19 protein-coding genes are annotated in these 19893 nt (G+C 39.9%); 6 read left to right on the top strand and 13 right to left on the bottom strand.

The window, feature by feature from the left end:
- The first annotated feature begins 69 nt into the window (after positions 1 to 69).
- Positions 70 to 471, top strand: a complete 402-nt coding sequence (gene arfB / locus AB657_RS13550; protein ID WP_047246977.1) for an alternative ribosome rescue aminoacyl-tRNA hydrolase ArfB — start codon at positions 70 to 72, stop codon at positions 469 to 471.
- A gap of 42 nt (positions 472 to 513) precedes the next feature.
- Here the strand turns inward: arfB and AB657_RS13545 are convergent, their stop codons facing one another.
- From AB657_RS13545 to pdxA, 10 genes are all read right to left on the bottom strand, one after another.
- The gene (locus AB657_RS13545) at positions 514 to 1842 is read right to left on the bottom strand and encodes a GntP family permease (protein ID WP_047246976.1); all 1329 of its coding nucleotides are present in this window, start codon (positions 1840 to 1842) and stop codon (positions 514 to 516) included.
- Positions 1843 to 1986: 144 nt separating this feature from the next.
- A complete protein-coding gene (locus AB657_RS13540; RefSeq protein ID WP_047246975.1) occupies positions 1987 to 2448 on the bottom strand; it encodes a GreA/GreB family elongation factor in 462 nt (153 codons plus the stop codon).
- Complete coding sequence (locus AB657_RS13535) at positions 2438 to 3034, bottom strand: hypothetical protein (RefSeq protein WP_047246974.1); 597 nt, start codon at positions 3032 to 3034, stop codon at positions 2438 to 2440. The genes AB657_RS13540 and AB657_RS13535 overlap by 11 nt, the downstream gene beginning before the upstream one ends.
- 168 nt (positions 3035 to 3202) lie before the next feature.
- The gene (locus tag AB657_RS13530) at positions 3203 to 4315 is read right to left on the bottom strand and encodes an NAD(P)/FAD-dependent oxidoreductase (protein ID WP_047246973.1); all 1113 of its coding nucleotides are present in this window, start codon (positions 4313 to 4315) and stop codon (positions 3203 to 3205) included.
- A gap of 89 nt (positions 4316 to 4404) precedes the next feature.
- Positions 4405 to 5757, bottom strand: coding sequence for an acetyl-CoA carboxylase biotin carboxylase subunit (gene accC, locus AB657_RS13525; protein WP_047246972.1), 1353 nt, complete (start codon positions 5755 to 5757; stop codon positions 4405 to 4407).
- 71 nt (positions 5758 to 5828) lie between these two features.
- A complete protein-coding gene (accB, locus tag AB657_RS13520) occupies positions 5829 to 6314 on the bottom strand; it encodes an acetyl-CoA carboxylase biotin carboxyl carrier protein (protein ID WP_047246971.1) in 486 nt (161 codons plus the stop codon).
- A gap of 30 nt (positions 6315 to 6344) precedes the next feature.
- The gene (locus AB657_RS13515; protein ID WP_047246970.1) at positions 6345 to 7340 is read right to left on the bottom strand and encodes a beta-ketoacyl-ACP synthase III; all 996 of its coding nucleotides are present in this window, start codon (positions 7338 to 7340) and stop codon (positions 6345 to 6347) included.
- A 226-nt stretch (positions 7341 to 7566) separates the two neighbouring features.
- Positions 7567 to 7764: a 50S ribosomal protein L32 gene (gene rpmF / locus AB657_RS13510; protein WP_047246969.1), complete on the bottom strand. Its 198-nt coding sequence runs from the start codon at positions 7762 to 7764 to the stop codon at positions 7567 to 7569.
- An 8-nt stretch (positions 7765 to 7772) separates the two neighbouring features.
- Positions 7773 to 8303: a YceD family protein gene (locus AB657_RS13505; RefSeq protein ID WP_047246968.1), complete on the bottom strand. Its 531-nt coding sequence runs from the start codon at positions 8301 to 8303 to the stop codon at positions 7773 to 7775.
- A gap of 128 nt (positions 8304 to 8431) precedes the next feature.
- Complete coding sequence (gene pdxA, locus AB657_RS13500) at positions 8432 to 9478, bottom strand: 4-hydroxythreonine-4-phosphate dehydrogenase PdxA (RefSeq protein ID WP_047246967.1); 1047 nt, start codon at positions 9476 to 9478, stop codon at positions 8432 to 8434.
- A 60-nt stretch (positions 9479 to 9538) separates the two neighbouring features.
- On the opposite strand from pdxA, the gene AB657_RS13495 reads away from it, so the two are divergent.
- On the top strand, positions 9539 to 10123 hold the full coding sequence (locus AB657_RS13495) for a riboflavin synthase (protein WP_047246966.1): 585 nt from the start codon (positions 9539 to 9541) through the stop codon (positions 10121 to 10123).
- Positions 10124 to 10144: 21 nt separating this feature from the next.
- Here the strand turns inward: AB657_RS13495 and AB657_RS13490 are convergent, their stop codons facing one another.
- Together AB657_RS13490 and AB657_RS13485 are read right to left on the bottom strand one after the other, a co-directional pair.
- Positions 10145 to 11230 (bottom strand): acyltransferase family protein, encoded by a 1086-nt coding sequence (locus tag AB657_RS13490; RefSeq protein ID WP_047248001.1) that lies wholly within the window; start codon positions 11228 to 11230, stop codon positions 10145 to 10147.
- A gap of 14 nt (positions 11231 to 11244) precedes the next feature.
- A complete protein-coding gene (locus AB657_RS13485; protein WP_047246965.1) occupies positions 11245 to 13056 on the bottom strand; it encodes a sodium:solute symporter family protein in 1812 nt (603 codons plus the stop codon).
- 91 nt (positions 13057 to 13147) lie between these two features.
- Here AB657_RS13485 and AB657_RS13480 point away from each other — a divergent pair, with 91 nt between their 5' ends.
- A complete protein-coding gene (locus AB657_RS13480; RefSeq protein WP_047246964.1) occupies positions 13148 to 13885 on the top strand; it encodes a sulfite exporter TauE/SafE family protein in 738 nt (245 codons plus the stop codon).
- Positions 13886 to 13986: 101 nt separating this feature from the next.
- Here AB657_RS13480 and AB657_RS13475 read toward each other — a convergent pair whose 3' ends face one another.
- On the bottom strand, positions 13987 to 16602 hold the full coding sequence (locus AB657_RS13475; protein WP_052958711.1) for a M14 family metallopeptidase: 2616 nt from the start codon (positions 16600 to 16602) through the stop codon (positions 13987 to 13989).
- Positions 16603 to 16869: 267 nt separating this feature from the next.
- Between AB657_RS13475 and AB657_RS13470 the strand changes: the two genes are divergently transcribed.
- From AB657_RS13470 to AB657_RS13460, 3 genes are all read left to right on the top strand, one after another.
- Positions 16870 to 17958: a sensor histidine kinase gene (locus tag AB657_RS13470; protein WP_047246963.1), complete on the top strand. Its 1089-nt coding sequence runs from the start codon at positions 16870 to 16872 to the stop codon at positions 17956 to 17958.
- A 2-nt stretch (positions 17959 to 17960) separates the two neighbouring features.
- Positions 17961 to 19286: a sigma-54-dependent transcriptional regulator gene (locus AB657_RS13465; RefSeq protein WP_047246962.1), complete on the top strand. Its 1326-nt coding sequence runs from the start codon at positions 17961 to 17963 to the stop codon at positions 19284 to 19286.
- Between the two features lie 212 nt (positions 19287 to 19498).
- Positions 19499 to 19858, top strand: coding sequence for a hypothetical protein (locus AB657_RS13460; RefSeq protein WP_047246961.1), 360 nt, complete (start codon positions 19499 to 19501; stop codon positions 19856 to 19858).
- Positions 19859 to 19893 lie beyond the last annotated feature (35 nt).

Here is a 19893-nt window from a genome sequence, read left to right as displayed (position 1 = left end):
CAAAGCCTACTATTATCTTGTGCAAGCTTCCCCTATACTTTACTTACCTTTGGGAACAAAGCATTACCATTGAACAAAGAAATTATACTTAAAGAACTTCAATTCAAGGCCGTTAGAAGCAGTGGCCCAGGAGGCCAACATGCCAATAAAGTATCTTCTAAAGTAGAACTCAACTTTGATCTCTTCAATTCCAAAGGTCTTTCGGACACAGAAAAAAAACGGATTTCACTTAAACTAGGCTCCAAACTTACCAAAGAAGGTCTTCTATTATTACAGTGTGATGATGCCCGCAGCCAGCATAAAAACAAAAGTTTGGTGATAGATCGCTTTTTTGATCTGTTGGACAAAGCATTACTTGTTCATAAAAAAAGAAAACCCACCAAGCCCTCCAAATCAGCTATTGAAAAAAGACTTCGGTCCAAAAAAATGTCCGCCGTCAAAAAAGTAAATCGAAGAAGGCCCGAAATCTGATTTGTAAATTAGAACACGATAGCATTAGATATATAGGTAGGCTTAGGCGAAAAAAGAATAAAAAACAAAGACCGTTAAAGCCCCTACCGCACCCAAAACTCCACATCCAAGACTAAACAACCTATACCCGGTTTTAACGTTCATTCCGCTCATTTGGGTGACTACCCAAAAAAAGCTATCGTTAGCGTGGGAAACAACCGCAGACCCTGCACCAATTATCACCACGACCAAGGCTTTTTGAATGTCGGTCTCAAACCCGAGCGATGACATCATGGGCATGATTATGGATGCTGTGGTCACCAAAGCTACCGTAGAGGATCCTTGGGCCGTTTTTAATGCTGCGGCCAGAACAAAGGGTAAAAATATACCAATGTTATACTCTGTCAATAATTGCCCTAAGGTGTCCGCTATTCCTGAATTTTGTAGGATTTTCCCAAAAATACCCCCAGCTCCGGTTATCAAAATAATCGAAGCGGCATCTTTTATAGCCTTACCTACCCAACCCGACGACGAAAGCATATCGTAATTCAGCTTTTTAGGCAACAACAGGCACAAAAAAACACCTATCAACAAAGCAATTACAGGTTCGCCCAAGAAACCGATAAGATCCACAAAAGAATTGTCCAGACCCGTTCTTTTGGGGTTTAATACCGATTTAAGTACAATCAAAAGAATAGGAAGCAATATGGGAACAGATGATTTTAAAGCACTTGGAGCATTTATCAATTCCTTCTCAGCCTTGAGGGCATCCTCCACATCAGGTTCTATTTGCGTTTTAGAGGCATATTTTTTAGCGAAGATAATACCGGAGATCAAGGCAATTATACTTGCCGGAAAACCAAATGCGATTACCAACCCTAGATCCGCATCTAAAATACCGGCCGCGGCAATAGGTCCTGGAGTTGGCGGTACCATAGTGTGCGAGGCCATTAAGCCCACACCCAAGGCTATGGCCGGGCCCGCAATTGAAATACCCGCCTTTTTAGACAAACTTTTATTTAAAGGATGAAGCAACATAAACCCACTATCGGCAAACACAGGAATGGATACCACATACCCGATAATTCCCATAGCCGTGGTAACTCTTTTTTTACCGATCAGTTGCAACACCTTTTCCGCAATGGCAAACGCACCGCCCGTATTCTCTAAAAATGCACCGATTATGACCCCTAGAACAATGATCAACCCTATTTTTCCCAAGGTATCGCCAAACCCATTATTTATGGAAGAAATAATCTCTTGGTAAGGCATACCTGCAAAAAGACCATATAAAATAGAAACAATAAAAAGAGCGATAAACGCATGCACCTTTAACCGGGTAGTCAAATAAATGATGGCCAATACGGCGACCAATAAAAATAATAACTCCATAACCTATCGTAAAACCTTTATAATTTTTAGTCAGGTACAATCTTAAAGCCAAGGCCTATTAATACAAATACCCTTAACCCGTACTTTTTATCAAACTATTTGTACACCAAATGTTTAAGGTAACCAAAAAATTGGAAAACGTGTTCAATAAACCGCTACGATACGGTGGGTCTTGCCGTTAAAGGTAAATTCATCATCTTCCTTTTTGCCCAAAAGTAATTTCCCTACAGGGGTCACTGGAGAAATACAATATACCACCTCGTTACCCATCTTGAATTCACCTGCGGATATTGCGATATAATACTTAGCCTCGGTGGTATACACCAAAGCCCCTAAAGCAATGGAAACTGTAGGGGAATCTAAACGAACTTTGTTCAGTAAACCTTGCATATTTTCGGCATTGGCGAGCTGAACCCCGATTTTCTCCCGTTCTAACTGCAACATGGCCCTACCAGTTTCATGTTTATCTCCTGCACTACTTTTGGTCTCGGATGTAAGTGCCGTCTCTATCTCGGATATTTGCCTTTTTAAACGAGATATTCGACCAAAAACAAACTCTTTGCAATAGGTAAAAGCGGCTTCTTTAATTTCTTTATTATTTTTCAACGTGATATAAATCGGCAAGTTTATAGATCAGAAAGTTAACCATTTGATCCTTACTCTCCCCATTACCATACATTTTTTGAATTGCTTCTCTATTTTCCTTCTTAAAATATGCTAGGTCACCTGACCGGTTTTCACTAAAGATATTCCAAGATTTTAATCCGCTGAGCATTGCTTTATGGGCTTTATACTTTCTTACAACCTCTTCTTTGTAGTTCTTGGATGATGTATCGTCAACAGAAATTTCTTTCAACATATTATATTCTGCGGTAATGCGCGCATCGAGTTTTTCAGCCTCTGTAATAATCTTAAAATATGCCCTGGAAACTAGGGAATGGTACTGTTTTTCGAATACTACACCATTATTAACAAAAGAGTTTTCAGGTTCCAATACAATGGCGTCATCGGCACTCGCATACATAGTGTTATAAACACCTTCTTTTTCGTTGTTCAAAGATTCTTTCCAAACTTGAGATTGAATAATCTCTTTCCATATATCATTATATCTAAGCTGATATTTTGTTTTGCCACTGGAACAAGCTGTAAATAAGATAAATAAAAAAACAAAACTCCCAAACCTCCTTTTCATATTGTATGCTACTCGTAATTAAACACTTTACAAGCAAAGAAGTAGGAATAAAAATTTCAAGGTCTGGGGAACCTATCTTATAAATAAGAAAAACAATATAGGAAGAAAATAGCGGTCTATATATTGTTTTAACATAATGGTTAGAAAAATTGAAAAGAGCAGATTTTTTTAAAAAATATCCGCCAATTGCTCACCCACCGAAGCTCCTATGGCAACACCCATGCCACCCAGTCGAACCCCGCACGCCACATTGTTGGACAGTTGTTTTATGATTGGTCTTTTCTGTGGCCCAACGCCCATTATGCCACTCCATCCATAGTCAATTTTAAAAGGTGTACTTGGCAATATCAATGTAGATAACAATTGTTTTAACTTGTGCCTTACCAAAGAGGTCTGACCAAATTCAAAGGTTTCTTCGGTCTTAAAGTCAAGGTTTCGGCCACCTCCCAATAAAATTCTATCATCTATATTCCTAAAGTAATAGTATCCTTCCTCTAAATGGAACGTCCCTTTTATATGTAGGTTCTTTATAGGTTTGGTAATGATTACCTGTGCACGCGCCGGTCTTACATTCTCTTTAAACAGCTGTTGTGCAAAACCATTGGTAGCCACCAAAAGTTTATTTGTACTAAATTGAAAGCCCTCACATCTGACCTCCACACTATTTCCCGTGTCCAAAAAAGATTCCACCACGGTTGAGTTCAAAATATTGATATTGGCCTTCATTGCTTTCTCCAATAAAGATTTCATCATTCTTCCCGTATCTATTTGTCCCTCAAAAATATGGGTGATATAGTGCTGGTTAACTCCCTCAAAACCAAATTTATTATTAGAAATCTTGAAAGGTTCTTTCTGAAAAACGGGACTCAACAGTTCATTTATGTCACTTATATTATCGTAGCAGTATTGAAAACGATTTTCGTCCTTTTGTAAAAATATTTCATGTCCCCCATTATTTTGATACCCAATAGTCGTGTCGCCCAATAAGCTTCGAAGTAATTGAATCCCCTTCCATCTTTGATCTACCAAACGTACCAACTCCTCTTCTGAATGCTCTTTTAAATCCGCCAAGATTTCTGAAATACTTCCAAAACAAGCAAAACCGGCGTTTTTAGTACTTGCCCCTTGGGGCAATACTCCTTTTTCCAATACCAAAATACCTGCCTTCGGATACTTCTGCCTAAGCCTTAATGCAGTAGTAAGGCCTACGATACCACTTCCTATTACAGTATAATCAACATTGGAAAACCACGATTTATATTCCCAGTAACTTAAATTCATTCCTCTCTTAAAACAATTAAAGGTAAAATAAGTATTATAAAGGTTGTTTAAAACAAAGAACCCTAACATTTCTGTTAGGGTTCTTTGTTTTATTCTTTAGGTGGAGGATCCATCTTAAAATCGTTCATAAAGGCAGTGGTATAATTGCCTGCCAAATAATCGGGATCGTCCATTAACTGTCTGTGAAAAGGAATCGTGGTTTTTATACCCTCGATTACGAATTCGTCCAAAGCGCGTTTCATCTTATTGATGGCTTCTTCTCTTGTCTGTGCCGTTGTGATCAACTTGGCTATCATAGAGTCATAGTTTGGCGGAATACTATATCCGCTATACACGTGTGTATCCATACGCACCCCATGGCCTCCCGGTGTGTGCAAAGTAGTTATTCTACCTGGAGATGGCCTAAAGTTATTATAAGGATCTTCGGCATTGATCCTACACTCTATGGAGTGCAGTTTAGGCAAATAATTTTTTCCAGAAATCGGAACACCCGCGGCCACCAATATTTGTTCACGTATTAAATCGTAATCTATGACCTGCTCTGTGATGGGATGCTCTACCTGAATACGGGTATTCATCTCCATAAAATAGAATTTACGGTGTTTATCCACTAAAAACTCGATTGTACCGGCACCTTCATATTTTATATATTCGGCCGCCTTGACCGCAGCTTTCCCCATTTCTTCCCTTAATTTATCGGTCATAAACGGAGAAGGAGTTTCTTCGGTCAGTTTTTGATGGCGTCGTTGAATAGAGCAATCACGTTCAGAAAGATGACACGCCTTGCCATATTGATCACCAACGATCTGTATTTCTATATGCCTAGGCTCTTCGATCAGTTTCTCCATGTACATGCCACCATTACCAAAAGCAGCAGTTGCTTCTTGTACGGCACTTTCAAAAAGCTCTTCCATCTCATCTTCGCCCCACACGGCACGCATGCCTTTTCCCCCTCCACCGGCAGTGGCTTTGATCATTACGGGATAGCCCATCTTTTTGGCCACTTTTTTAGCGTCTTCAACATCTTTCAACAAACCATCGGATCCAGGAACGCAAGGTACCCCGGCCTTTTTCATGGTTTCTTTTGCCGTAGACTTATCCCCCATACGATCTATTTGATCTCCTGAGGCACCAATAAATTTTATGTCGTGCTCTGCACAGATCCTAGAGAATTTTGAGTTTTCAGAAAGAAAACCATATCCAGGGTGTATGGCATCGGCATTGGTAATTTCTGCCGCAGCAATAATATTAGGTATCTTCAAATACGATTCACTACTTGGAGCTGGCCCTATACACACGGCTTCGTCCGCAAAACGTACGTGAAGACTTTCTTCATCTGCCTTACTGTAAACAGCTACGGTCTTTATCCCCATTTCCTTACAAGTACGGATAACACGTAAAGCGATTTCTCCCCTATTTGCAATCAATATTTTTTTAAACATCTCTTGATATTTTAGTGTAAATCTTAAATTCTGGACATTGGCATATGACCAATGATCTGGGTTAAACCAATTTAAGCTGGGTCTACCAAGAATAATGGTTGATCAAACTCTACAGGCGAGGCATCATCGACCAAGACTTTGACAATAGTACCAGAGACTTCAGATTCTATATCGTTGAATAATTTCATTGCCTCGATAACACAAAGTACATCTCCTGATGAAATCTTGTCACCGACCTCTACAAAGGCAGGTTTGTCAGGTGATGGTTTTCTGTAGAAAGTTCCAATTATAGGGGATTTGATAGTTATATATTTGGAATCGTCCTCTTTCTTTTCCGGCTCAGTAGATTTGGCTGGAGCCGAAGGTGCCTCTTGCGGAGGAGCTGCGTGGGCTACCGGAGCTTGGGCCATAGGTATAGATTGAACATAAGTTGGCTCATTATTACCAAGACTACCCGTTCGTATGGTAATCTTTATCTCATCGGTTTCCAATTTTACTTCGCTGGCTCCAGATTTTGCGACAAATTTAATAAGGCTTTGTATTTCTTTAATATCCATGGTTAAATATGTTTTTCGTTGGTTGTCTAATTAATTATAGGCCCATTTTAAATAAATGGACCCCCAGGTAAAGCCACCTCCAAAGGCAGCAAAAACAAGATTATCTCCTTTTTTTATTTGGTCTTCGTAATCGTTCAACAATAAAGGTAACGTTGCCGAGGTAGTATTACCGTAACGTTGTATGTTCATCAATACTTTAGAATGGTCGAGTCCCATACGGTTTGCCGTAGCGTCGATAATACGCTTATTGGCCTGATGCGGCACCAACCAAGAAACATCTTCATCTGTTAAATTGTTTCTTTTCATTATTCTTTCTGCAACATCCGCCATATTGGAAACAGCGAACTTGAACACTGTTTTGCCATCTTGAAAAATATAATGCTTTCTATCTTTTACGGTCTGTTCGGTTGCCGGCATCAAAGAACCTCCTGCTTCCATACCTAAGAACTGCCTGCCCGATCCATCTGACCTTAAATATTCATCTTGAAGCCCTAGGCCTTCCGTATTCGGTTCGAACAATACTGCCCCTGCACCATCTCCAAAAATGATACAAGTGGTACGATCCGTATAATCTATAATAGATGACATTTTATCCGCTCCTATCAACAAGACTTTTTTGTACCGTCCGGACTCTATATAACTGGCCGCCGTGGACATGCCAAAAAGAAAACTGGAGCAAGCTGCCAATAGATCATATGCAAAAGCATTAACAGCACCTATCTCTGACGCTACAAAAGCGGCCGTAGAGGCAACCATGCTGTCTGGTGTTGCCGTTGCAACCATAATCAAATCTATTTCTGCCGGATCTAATTTCTTTTTTTCGATTAATTGGGTAGCAGCCTTAATTGCAAGATATGAGGTACCTTCCCCTTCTTCCTTTTTTAAGACTCTCCTCTCTTTAATACCCGTTCTGGTAGTAATCCATTCATCATTCGTTTCTACCATCTCCTCCAACATTTTATTGGTGAGGACAAACTGGGGAACATAGCCTCCTACAGCTGTAATCGCTGCCGTAATTTTGGTCATATTTTAATTGCATTCAGGTGAAAACGTTCAAAAACACGTCAAAAGTGGTGAAAATTAGTGATTTTAGTCGACTTTTTTCCTCAAAACAACGGGTTTTTGAAAAATTTAATCCCTTTATGTTAAAATTGATTGTAAAATTTAATGGTCGCCCTATGGCTAGATATAGGTGAAAAAAAACTCCCTACTTCTTGGAAGTGGGAGTTATATATAAGGTCGTGAAGCTATATTAAGCTTCTATTTCTTCGGTTTTATCTACCAATACTTGGCCTCTGTAGTACAATTTACCTTCGTGCCAGTGTGCTCTATGGTATAAATGCATTTCACCTGTCGTTGAATCAGTAGCCAATGTAGGTGCAACTGCTTTATAATGCGTTCTTCTTTTGTCTCTCCTAGTTCTGGAAATCTTTCTTTTAGGATGTGCCATTTATAACCTTATTTATCCGTTAATAGTTTTTTTAATTCGTCCCACCTGGGATCGTTATCGTCTTTATTATTTTTTTTGTCCTTTGGTTGAAGCTCATCAAGCTTGTTCAACGCTTCTGATTTTAATGTGCCATCTAAAATACCGGGGTGAACTCTTTTTTGGGGAACCGCCAGTATAATCATTTCATAAATGTATTGGGCAATGTTCACCTGATGTTCGCCATGCGGCAATATTAATATCTCATCATCATCATCATTGTATTCCTCACCAAACTTTACTACCAACTGAAGCGTTCCACTTATAGGTTGGTCGTACGGTTCGCTCGTAAGATCACAATTAACGTTCACCGTTCCGGCAGCGTCAAAATCTAGCTCCATCATGGTGCTGGTTTTGTTCAGCACAACGTTTAGCTGTACATCTACTGCATCAAATTCGTCGTAACCAAAAGATTCAAAGAACTTATTCTCGATTTTATAATTAAAGTCGTGCTTCCCCTGTTTCAATCCCGAAAAAGGAATGTTGAACTCCTTTTGCTTCATCACTTACAACTCTTAATTTTAAATCATTACCATAAAAGGCGGGTGCAAAGATACTATTATTTTAATAACCGCCAATAGTTATCAACTATTTATCTTCATAACTTATTTTGCAAAGAAATAAAATGGTATTACCGTTTTACCCGTTGCTTTTTTAAGACATTTTTCGTCAGTTCCAAATATTCTGTCCTGTTCTTATAAATTTTTAAGGCCATAAACACCGCTTCTTTAAAAGAGCTATGGTCGGCCTCCCCTTTGCCTGCTATCTCGTAGGCCGTGCCATGGTCTGGGGAAGTTCTCACTTTGTCGAGACCTGCCGTAAAATTAACTCCACGACCAAAAGAAAGGGTTTTGAACGGAATTAAGCCTTGGTCATGATACGCGGCCAATATGGCATCGAAGTTCTTATAGGCATCCGAACCAAAAAAGCTATCGGCCGAATAGGGCCCGAACACCAAATGTCCTGTATTTGCCATTTCTTTGATGACCGGCTTCAACACCTCATCATCTTCTTTTCCGATTACACCATTGTCGCCACTATGGGGATTAATTCCCAATAGCGCAATTTTTGGTTTTCTAATACCAAAATCCATCATCAAGGATTTTTCTATGGTATTAATTTTGTCTCTCACCAATCTGGGCACGATGGTCTTAGATACATCCTTTACCGCTACGTGGTCGGTAAGCAAACCAACCTTAAGTGTATCGGTTACCATGAACATCAGGCTTTCGCCTTCAAGTTCTTGCGCCAAATAATCGGTATGGCCCGGAAAGTTAAATTCTTCCGATTGAATATTGTTTTTATTTATCGGCGCCGTTACCAAAACATCTATATCTCCTTTTTTTAAAGCGTCAACAGCGGCCTTTAAAGACCGTATGGCAAATTCGCCCGCTTCTTTCGTCGCTTGGCCAAATTGAATTTTAGGTACTTGCTTCCATACATTTGCAATGTTCAGCTTGCCCTCTACCACCTTTGATGCATCATGTACTCCATTAAAGGCAATATTAAGTCCCAAAGCCTTTTGTTGCCCTGAAATAGTCTTGTTGGAAGCAAAAATTATTGGAGTGCAAAAATCCAACATTCGGGCATCCCCAAAAGTTTTCAATGCTACTTCACAGCCGATACCGTTCAAATCCCCGATGGAGATACCTAACCTTATTTTCCCTTTTTCCTCCATTATATCTTGTACCTTTGTAATCAAATTTCAATCATCAAAATTACTTAAATTAAACGACACATGTTCACCGGTATCATTGAAACATTGGGCAAGGTTACTTCTATTGAAGCCCATGGAGGTAATTTGGATTTAACTATTGAAGCCTCTATTACCCCAGAACTCAAAATTGACCAAAGTATAGCCCATAACGGTGTTTGTCTTACGGTAGTTGCTATATCGGGCAATAATTATACGGTTACGGCAATCGACGAGACCTTAAAAAAAACCAACCTTGGAAATTTAAAGCCAGGAGACCCGGTAAATCTGGAGCGTGCCATGATCATGGGGTCCAGACTGGATGGTCATATTGTACAAGGTCATGTGGACCAAACAGGTGAATGTATTGGAATAAAAGAAGAAAACGGAAGTTGGATCTTTTCTTTTAAGTATGATGATGCTACCGGAAACCCCACTATCGAGAAAGGCTCTATTACTATTGATGGTACCAGCCTTACGGTAGTAAATTCAGGAAAAAACACCTTTGATGTAGCTATTATTCCGTACACTTACGAACACACCCGATTCAACACATACAAAAAAGGTACTATCGTAAATCTAGAGTTTGATGTCATAGGCAAGTACGTTGCCAAATTAATGCAACGCTAGGTATACAAAACTTTTTGGTCTCTACACTTTTATAAAGATCTTTTTCTTATAAAGTACATAGGCCACCAAACTATAAAAGGCCACGACGGTCAAACCATATAGCAACGATGACAGCTCCATTGAAATGGTATCGTGCACATATATAGTTTTAAAAAGCCATCCGTGCAACGACGTATCCCCCACTTTTATCTGCCCCATTACCTTGGCAATAAAACTAGAAAGAAAGTATACCACAATGGCATTGGCCCCGGCATACCTGAAAATACTTCCAAACTCTATTTTTCTTATATCCGTTAAATAATATATCAAGGCAAGTATAAGATTGGCCCACCCTGCAGTTACCAGCACAAAGCTGCTGGTCCACAATGCTTTGTTTATTGGAAACACCATATCCCACAAATGCCCTATTATTAAAAAACTACCCCCAATACCCATTAAAATGGTAGCTTTTTTTTCTTGTTTTGAGGTCAGTATCAATCCAGTAAAAATTCCTAATAAAGAACTTACGATAGAAGGAACGGTGCTTAGCAAGCCCTCTGGGTCGTAATCGGGCTTATAGTTATGTGAACCAAAAACCTTAACATCCAACCAATTGGCCAAATTATTAGGGGCTCTTTCCAAAGTGGAAGCGACACCATCCACTGGTATCAATGTCATTAATATCCAATATAAAATTAGTAAGGTAATGGCAATACCTATTAGTGTTTTCCATTTAAAATTGATAAACAATATAGAGGCAAAGAAAAAGACTACCCCGATTCTTTGGAGCACTCCCGGAAAACGTATGCTCTCCCAAGCTTTTATAAAAGGAAACCTTATTAAAAAGGCCCCCAAGAAAAGTCCTAGCCCAATTAGCTTTAGGGTTCTAATGAGAATCTTTTTATAAGTATCATACCCAACCTCCCTATTTTGATAAGAAAATACAATAGAGGTGCCAACAATGAACAGAAAAAACGGAAAGACCAGATCGGTAGGCGTGTATCCATGCCAATCGGCATGCAAAAAAGGAGCGTACACATTAGACCATGTACCAGGTGTGTTCACCAATACCATTAATAAAATGGTAGCTCCCCTGAAAATATCTACGGATAGGATTCTTTCTCTCATCACACAGACATTTATTATAGGATATCTTCTTTCATTCTGCCCCAAGCCTTAATGAGCAAAAAGCCTGACACCAAGGCTATTGCCGAAAGAACCAAGGCACTGGTGGTTCTTCCATAAATCCAATATCCGGTTGCGAACATGATGGAATAAATAAGTGTAACCCCCAACAGCATGGCCGAGACACCGGAGGGTACGCTCCATTTTTCCCCAGGTTTTACAATTTCTTCCTGTGCCTTTTCTGCATCGGACACTACTTTTTGCCAACCCGGGCCTCCCGGTTGAATTTTTCTATAAAAAGACCGTAGGGTCGCATCGCTTTCCGGAGGGGTTAAAAATGTTGCCAACATCCAAATAGCCGTAGTTACCACCACAATAAACGGGTAGTTTGCCCACTCGGGAAACACCCCTGTTTCCGGTGCAAAAAGCATATCGCCTAGGCTTGTTTTGGCCAACAATATTACAATAATCCCCGAGGCGAACATGGCCGTAATTTCACTCCAGGCGTTTATACGCCACCAGAACCATCTAAGAATAAAAACCAATCCCGTACCTGCACCAAACTGTATCAACAGATCAAATACCTCAAAGGCATTTTGCAATGTTAGTGCGAACAGGGCACTCAAAACCATAAGTACCACCGTAGATATTCTACCCACGGCAACCATTTGTTTTTCCGTGGCATTCGGATTTACCTGTCTTTTATAAAAATCGAAAACAATATAAGAGGAACCCCAATTCAATTGGGTAGAAATTGTACTCATATATGCCGCTATCAAAGAAGCCAAAACCACCCCTAAAAGACCGCTCGGTAATTTTGTCAACATAGCGGAGTATGCAAGGTCATGGCCCAATTTACTTTCTGCAACATTTGGAAACGCCTCTGCAATACTGGCTATGTCCGGATATACCACCAAAGAAGCCAAGGCCACCAAGATCCATGGCCATGGACGTAATGCGTAATGCATAATATTAAAAAAGAATGTGGCCCCAATGGCATGGTTCTCATCTTTAGCGGCCAACATACGTTGTGCTATATACCCGCCACCACCGGGTTCTGCTCCTGGATACCAAGAGCTCCACCACTGTACTGCGATAGGGATAATAAATAGGGTTATCAATACTTCGGTATTATCAAAATCGGGCAAAATATTAAGCTTGTCCACCACATTTTCATTTGCCATTAAAGCATGTATACCACCCACCTCAGGAATGTTTACCAAATAATATGCAGCACCCACCGCACCGGACATCGCCACAAAGAACAGTAAAAAATCTGTATAAACCACACCCTTGAACCCCCCAAGGGCACTAAAGATAACGGTTATTAACCCTGCTCCGACAACAGTTTCCCAAGGTTCCAGACCCAACATAATACCTCCTATCTTAATAGCTGCCAAGGTAACCGAAGCCATGGTAATTATATTAAAAAGTGCCCCGAGGTAAATGGCCCTGAATTTTCTTAAAAAACTGGCGGGCTTGCCCCCATACCGCATTTCATAAAACTCTAAATCCGTATTTACGTTCGATTTTCTCCATAATTTGGCATATACAAAAACCGTAAGCATACCGGTAATTAGAAAACACCACCATACCCAGTTACCGGAAACACCATTGCTTCTTACAATATCGGTAACCAAATTGGGAGTATCGGTAGAAAAAGTTGTGGCCACCATGGACAAACCCAACAACCACCATGGCATGGTTCTTCCAGAAAGGAAAAACTCCGATGAGTTTTTTCCCGACTTCTTCGACACATAAACGCCTATTCCTAATACAATTGCAAAAAAGACCACAATAAAACTGTAGTCGAGGGTACTTAATTCCATCGTTTGGTTGTTTGTTAGCTTCTAAAGATAAAATAAATTAGGATATTTTTGTTCTTTCATGACGAAACCTATTTCGTCTTTAACAATATAAATGGAAGTTTCTCTCACATCTTGGATATTGGCAAGCTTGGCCGCATTTGTCATTGGTATGTCCAAGGCCGGCATTAAAGGAATCGCGGTAATCAATGTTACTTTTATGGCCTTGGCCTTTGGTGCCAAAGAGTCTACAGGAATGGTGGTACCCCTACTTGTTTTGGCCGATGTATTCGCGGTGATCTATTACCATCGCCATACACAATGGAGCTATGTATTTAAGGTATTGCCATGGATGGTCGTTGGCTTGATCATTGGTGTGTTTACAGGAAAAGACCTTCCAGAGGACGTTTTTAAAATTGGTATGGCCACCATCATTATCATTACCGTATTTATGATGTTTTGGTGGGACAGAAAAAAGGTTAAAACCGTACCTTCACATTGGACCTTTTCAAGTTTCATAGGTATTATTGCCGGATTCACCACTATGGTAGGAAACCTGGCCGGTGCTTTTTCCAATATTTATTTTTTGGCCATGCGATTGCCAAAAAATCATTTTATAGGTACGGCCGCTTGGCTATTTCTAATCGTTAATATCATAAAGCTTCCCTTTCATATTTTTGTTTGGGAAACCATTTCACAGGAATCGTTGGTTCTAAACTTGAAATTGTTGCCCGGTATATTTTTAGGTTTTTTTGTAGGTATCCGTATCATTAAGTTGATAAATGAAGTCTTTTTTCGCAAAATGATTTTAGCCCTTACCGCTTTGGGTGCCATATTGATCATGACAGGATAAAACATTTTCAAATTTTCGCAATAAAAAACCCATCAGCTCCTGATGGGTTTTTCACTAATATAGTAGCAACAAGATTTTTTTAACCTTGATCCTATTTGTTCTTACTCTGCGGCACCTTCGTAGATTGTATTAAAAATTAATTTATACGTGCCTCTAGGCTGTGCCCTAAACTGTGGCCTAAAAGCAAAAAGTACTACGGAGCCTTTTCCGTATTTTGCCTTCACCATGGCAGGCTTTTTGGCTATGTATTTGTTTTCACCCATAGCCCATCCGCTCATTAATAAGTCTTTGGGTGCGTAAGTGGCTATTACTTCTACCTCTGGGGCAGGGGCATCTTTAATGTCCTCGTCTCCACCTTCTCCTTTTTTACGCTGTTTATCTATAACGAACGCACGACTTTTGTTGAACGATACGGCAACGGTATCTTGCATACCAAAAGCCAACGGGTGAGAGGTGTCTATTCCCGTTTTGATCAATGAACCGGGAATAAAGAAACTTTTACTGCCAACCCCTTCTGTTGCATCTTTTAATGGCAATCCAAACTGCTCTATTACATAGTTGCTCGCCTCGTCAAAAGCCATTAAAAGCCCTCCGTTCTTCACATATTTGCTCAAAGCCAAAGAACCTTCCAGGCCTATGCCTCCCGTAAACTTTTCCGGCATTTGTAGTACAGAATGGCCGTGCAGTATAGATTTAGCTCTCTGGGAAGGAAGTATGATTACATCGTACATAGACAGATCTGCCGTTTGAATGTCCCTATCGTGCAAAGTATCCATCTCAAAGGCATATTCATCCATTACAAAACGGGTCCAGCCTTCATCCATATTGGCGACCCAAGATTTATAAAGACCCACCTTTGGCATGTGTAATTTTGTCAACGCTGCCTCTGGTTTAGATGATACTCCCTTAAACTCAAGACCATACTCCTCGGAAAGTGACTCTATTAATTCCTTATCTCCAGAAACAATAAAGGATCCGGCAGCAAATGTTGTTTTGCCTACCTTAAAAGATTCTTTACTCTTATAAGCAGTACCACCGGCCTTGAGTATTTTATTGGTCGCCGCTACCGAAGCATTGGTATTTACACTAAGGGCATACCCAAAAGAGGCATTTCCTGCCACTTCGCCTTCATAGTAATCTGCCAAGGAGGTTACTTTTTCAGTTGAGACATTGAACGAGTCGCCTATTTTATCTACAGAAACACCCATTTGCATAGGTAATGTCCAACCTGCCAAATCGTACGGTGTGTCCGGTGGACCTCCAGGATATTGAAAGCGGGTAGGATAATTTTGCTTTTCCAACAAATCCATCAGATAGGGTCTAAAAGCCTGACCTCCATATATGATATAAGACCCTTTTTCGTACTTCTTGTCATTTACTGTAAAGCTTTTTGTAGCCTTTTCTATCTCTATTCCACCTTTTAGTAGAACATTTACCAAGTTTACGGCCTCAAAAGAATCCCATTGATCCTTTCCGATTATATAGGCAAAAGGACCTTCGGTCTTCGCTTTTTCAATTGCGGAGGCACCCATTTTATATATGTTGTACAAGTAGTTGCTTTTTCTATCAGCGGCCAGATCCAATGTCGCCCAAGTAGCGGTAAGCATATAATCTACGGCATCCCTAAAATGAGATTCACCACCCTTCCATGGGTCTGGATACATAATATCTGTGCCATCCGTAGGGGTACCACCAGCTACTGTTTTTGGTAGCTTTTCGGGGTCATAGAACCTTGGGGTAGGCGAAGTATGTCCTGTTTCCGTTAGAATACCGATCATGTTATGGTAATAAGGAACCGTACGCCCTCCACCGTTCCAGAACATGGTGTAGAAATTGTCGGCTATGGCGCCTGGCATATTCTCCAAAGAAAACCTTTTTGTCATCGCAGAACCAACCTCACTTACTCCTGCTGTTATTGCTGGGTGAATTCTTGGGTTTACGGGATCTGCGTATGGTGGCAATGAGATTTTGGTCCATGATGGTGAAGATTGGTGATGGTTATAAACAATCTGTGGGTACCACTCATTATACAGTATCTTGGTAACATGGTATGTCTCTGGCATGGTATTCATAAACCAGTCCCTGTTGTTATCATGTCCCATATAGTAATGGTACAATATGGGGGGACGAGAGGTTTCATAAGGAGTCCCAAGATTTTTTTTGTACCAATCCACAACAATATCCAACCCATCGGGGTTCATTACCGGCATTAATATGGTAATTACGTTTTCCCTGATTTTTTTCATTTCGGTAGACTCCGATGTAGCCAAGGTATATGCCAGTTCAGAGGTCATTTGGCCATGCGCCAATTCGGTAGAGTGCATTCCGCCATCTACCCAAACAACTGCTTTGCCTTCTTCCGAAAGTTTAACCGCTTCACTATCTGAAACTTGAACCCTAGCAAGTTTGGTGCTTATATCCTTCCATTTATCGAGTTGGGCCAAGTTATTCTCGCTTGAAATGAACAACACGTACATCTTTCGTCCTAGAACCGTTTTACCTATTTCAACCATTTTTACCCGATCAGAAGCTTTGTCCAGCTTTGTCAAATAATCCTCGATCTGCGAATAATCGGCCAATTTGTAATCGTCTCCTACCCTAAAGCCATACACATCTTTTGGGGAAGGAACTTGTTGCGCCCAACTCATATGAACGCATGCGAATGCCATCACAAGAGCCACAAGGGCCACCTTGTACCTTTTTGTTTTTGAAATCATTTTTTTGAATTAGTTTGAATTTGATAGAAAATTAAGCAATAGTCAGGAAGAAAATAAATTCTAAGCAAAAGAATTTAGCGTTCGAATATTTTTTTATGAGTTTATAAATTGTAGATCCAATTATCATTGATTTGTTAATATCAATGGTTGGTCAAAACAAATTAGGGTTAACATCATTCACTTAATTATTACTCCTATATTTTTGATACCAAAAATTATTTAAGATCTTGCCTAGCTCAAGTTTTATATACCAAAGATGGATCTACCATGAATTCTACCGAAGATAAACTTAAGGAACGCATCAAAGAGTTGACCTGCTTGTACGATGTTACATCGATTATTGTAAACGCCGATTACAACCAATTGGAAACCTCGTTGCGAGCAATTGTACAATGCTTAAAAAAAGCTTGGTTACACAAAGATGATGCCGAAGCTTATCTCTCTTGCAATGCCTATGAAGTAAAAACAGATGCATATAAACCCACTATGGTCTCTTTAAAATCGGACATTAAGGTGTTCAATAAAATAGAAGGGTACATCAAAGTGGGGTATCCGAAAGAAAAATACTCACAATCCGATTTTCTGGAAGAAGAACAAATACTGCTGGCAAGTGTAAGTTTAGCGGTAGGCAATTTATTGGAAAGAAAACAAATACGGGATAGCGAAGCTGCCGTAAAACGGCAAATGGAACATACGGACAGACTTTATATACTGGGTGAAATTACCGCTGGTATCGCCCATGAACTAAATACACCCCTTGCCAATATTTTAGGTTTTGCTGAACTATTAAAAGAGCGGATGGTAGATAAACAGGCCATACAAGATCTTGAAAAGATAGTGGACAATGCCATTTTTAGTCGTGAAATTGTAAAAAAGCTAATGTTCTTTGCCTGTGAGATGCCACAAGAAATGCATTCTTTACACGTAAATTCGAACGTAGAAAGTGTTTTAGAACTATTGAAACCCTCGCTACATGAGAAAAACATAAAGGTAAATACATCTTTCAGCCACGACGACATACAATTAAGGGCCGATACCGTACAACTTACTCAAGTGCTTTTTAATATGATTATGAACGCCATCTATTATTCTCCAGAAAATGGGGTCATAGGCCTAGACATACAGGAAAAGGAAAAAAATATAGAAATCAGTATTTCTGATCAAGGAAAGGGAATAGACCCCGAAAACGAAACCAAAGTATTTGAGCCTTTCTTCACTACTAAACCCCATGGCGAAGGTTCTGGTCTGGGCCTTAGTGTGGTACATGGTATTATTACCAGTCATAAAGGAACCATAACACATAGGCCCAATACTCCAAAAGGAACTATTTTTATCATAGATTTTCCTAAATTATAAACATGGCCCTACATAAAGAAAATATTTTATTGGTAGATGACGACATCGATATTCTAGAACTCTTGCAAAGGCATTTGCAGTCTATGAACTACCATACTTACAAGGCCGTTTCGGTAAAGGAAGCGATCTATATCTTAAAGGATACTTTCATCGACTTATTGATAACCGATATTCAAATGCCGGAAGTAGACGGACTTCAATTGTTAAGGTTTGCAAACGAACATTATCCAGAAATGCCAAAGCTGGTAGTCACAGGCTACCCATCGGTAGGAGGGGCCCTAGAAGTTATTAAGTCGGGAGCTGCCGATTATTTAACAAAACCCTTTACCAAAGAAGAGCTTAGACAAGCGGTACTCAAGGCTTTTGAACTCGGTGCCAAACGAAAATCAAGAACATATGAAACAACGGCGGCTAAACCCAATTTATATGCCGATATGGTCGGGGCATCGGATGCTTTTCGAAAAGTCACCAATATCGTTGATAGGGTTAAGGACAATAAAGCTACCGTTTTGATCAAAGGGGAAAGTGGAACCGGAAAAGAGCTTGTGGCAAGGGCCATTCATTACTCTGGCAAATACTCGCGTGCCCCTTTCATTGCCGTAAATTGTGGTGCCATTCCCGAAAATTTACAAGAGGCCGAGTTGTTCGGTTACCTCAAAGGTGCTTTTACCGGGGCCAATGAAAATAGAAATGGTTTTTTTCAGGCGGCAGAAGGCGGTACCTTGTTCCTAGATGAAATAGGAACGGCTTCCTTGGCAGTACAGACAAAAATGCTCCGCGCACTGCAAGAAAAAGAGATTACCAGAGTAGGTTCTAGAAAGACCGAAAAAGTGGACATCCGTATTATTGCCGCCACCAATGCCGATTTGTTGGAGGACATTAAAAACAATACATTTCGCGAAGATCTTTATTACCGTCTCACCGTGGTGGAAATTAATGTTCCCCCTCTGCGTGAACGCAAAGCGGATATCCCGCTCTTGGTAGAAAAATTTATACGCAAATATGGTGTCGAGTACAAAGATCGATTATTGCATATATCACCGGATGCCCTTCAAATTTTGACCAATTACCACTGGCCCGGTAACATAAGGGAGTTAGAGAACGCCATACAGCGTGCCGTTATCATGAGTGATGGCACCATAGGGGTGAAAGACCTTCCTGAGCACCTTAAATTTCAAATAGATTTTCCCGATTCGGAATTTAGGACCTTACAGGAAATGGAAAAGGAATATATTCAACGGGTTCTTAACCATACTCAAGGAAACAAGAGCAAGGCAGCAGAAATACTTCAAATAGATAGGAAGACCCTACGATCAAAATTAAAATAAAGTGCCGGACAATAATTACTCACTTGGGTAAATTTTCCCCAATTGCCAAAATACACTTTCACTACGCTTATATTTAACTTACTGTATATCAGTATATTATAAATTTTATCTTTTCTTTAAGAATTATGGGCATGTCATTTGCCTTAATGGCACAAAGCTTTTAAGGATCGCGATCCCTAAAGCAAAATTGTATAACTATAAACATTTAAGATATGATCAAATACGCAATTACCTTACTGTTCTCATTAAGTACATTAATGGCTCAAAACATTGACCAGACATCGAAGAATGTACAAGTGGGCGATGTTTTTGAAATAGGAAAGCCCGAAGCAAACAAATACAAGCATATAAACTTCCCTAGGGCCAATTTTATTATCAAACGGGGAGGAATAGCAAATTATAAAAGTGTAGAAAAAAATACGGTGGTGGTCACCTCGGTAAAAGAAAAAAAGGACGGCAGCACAGAAGTTAAAATAAAACGTAAAGATGGAGGTAGGTTTTTTGGAAGCCATACCGTAGTCTCGGTTGATTTTGATGAAGCGCTACAAGCTGGGGAACTTCAAGAAAAATAAAAATTTAGTTGGTTGATGTAAATCTGCCTGGCTTC

The sequence above is a fragment of the Maribacter thermophilus genome (assembly GCF_001020565.1).
Taxonomy (GTDB): domain Bacteria; phylum Bacteroidota; class Bacteroidia; order Flavobacteriales; family Flavobacteriaceae; genus Maribacter; species Maribacter thermophilus.
Note: the sequence above shows the minus strand (reverse complement) of the source record. Positions and strands in the feature narration are given on the sequence as shown.

Coding starts and splice junctions, on each gene's coding strand:
- AB657_RS13470 (WP_047246963.1), top strand. CDS start 16,870: ATGAATTCTACCGAAGATAAACTTAAGGAACGCATCAAAGAGTTGACC.
- AB657_RS13495 (WP_047246966.1), top strand. CDS start 9,539: ATGTTCACCGGTATCATTGAAACATTGGGCAAGGTTACTTCTATTGAA.
- AB657_RS13505 (WP_047246968.1), bottom strand. CDS start 8,303: ATGAAGCAAAAGGAGTTCAACATTCCTTTTTCGGGATTGAAACAGGGG.
- AB657_RS13530 (WP_047246973.1), bottom strand. CDS start 4,315: ATGAATTTAAGTTACTGGGAATATAAATCGTGGTTTTCCAATGTTGAT.
- AB657_RS13465 (WP_047246962.1), top strand. CDS start 17,961: ATGGCCCTACATAAAGAAAATATTTTATTGGTAGATGACGACATCGAT.
- AB657_RS13485 (WP_047246965.1), bottom strand. CDS start 13,056: ATGGAATTAAGTACCCTCGACTACAGTTTTATTGTGGTCTTTTTTGCA.
- accC (WP_047246972.1), bottom strand. CDS start 5,757: ATGTTTAAAAAAATATTGATTGCAAATAGGGGAGAAATCGCTTTACGT.
- AB657_RS13475 (WP_052958711.1), bottom strand. CDS start 16,602: ATGATTTCAAAAACAAAAAGGTACAAGGTGGCCCTTGTGGCTCTTGTG.
- pdxA (WP_047246967.1), bottom strand. CDS start 9,478: ATGGAGGAAAAAGGGAAAATAAGGTTAGGTATCTCCATCGGGGATTTG.
- AB657_RS13515 (WP_047246970.1), bottom strand. CDS start 7,340: ATGACCAAAATTACGGCAGCGATTACAGCTGTAGGAGGCTATGTTCCC.
- accB (WP_047246971.1), bottom strand. CDS start 6,314: ATGGATATTAAAGAAATACAAAGCCTTATTAAATTTGTCGCAAAATCT.
- rpmF (WP_047246969.1), bottom strand. CDS start 7,764: ATGGCACATCCTAAAAGAAAGATTTCCAGAACTAGGAGAGACAAAAGA.
- AB657_RS13535 (WP_047246974.1), bottom strand. CDS start 3,034: ATGAAAAGGAGGTTTGGGAGTTTTGTTTTTTTATTTATCTTATTTACA.
- AB657_RS13490 (WP_047248001.1), bottom strand. CDS start 11,230: ATGAGAGAAAGAATCCTATCCGTAGATATTTTCAGGGGAGCTACCATT.
- AB657_RS13480 (WP_047246964.1), top strand. CDS start 13,148: ATGGAAGTTTCTCTCACATCTTGGATATTGGCAAGCTTGGCCGCATTT.
- AB657_RS13545 (WP_047246976.1), bottom strand. CDS start 1,842: ATGGAGTTATTATTTTTATTGGTCGCCGTATTGGCCATCATTTATTTG.
- AB657_RS13460 (WP_047246961.1), top strand. CDS start 19,499: ATGATCAAATACGCAATTACCTTACTGTTCTCATTAAGTACATTAATG.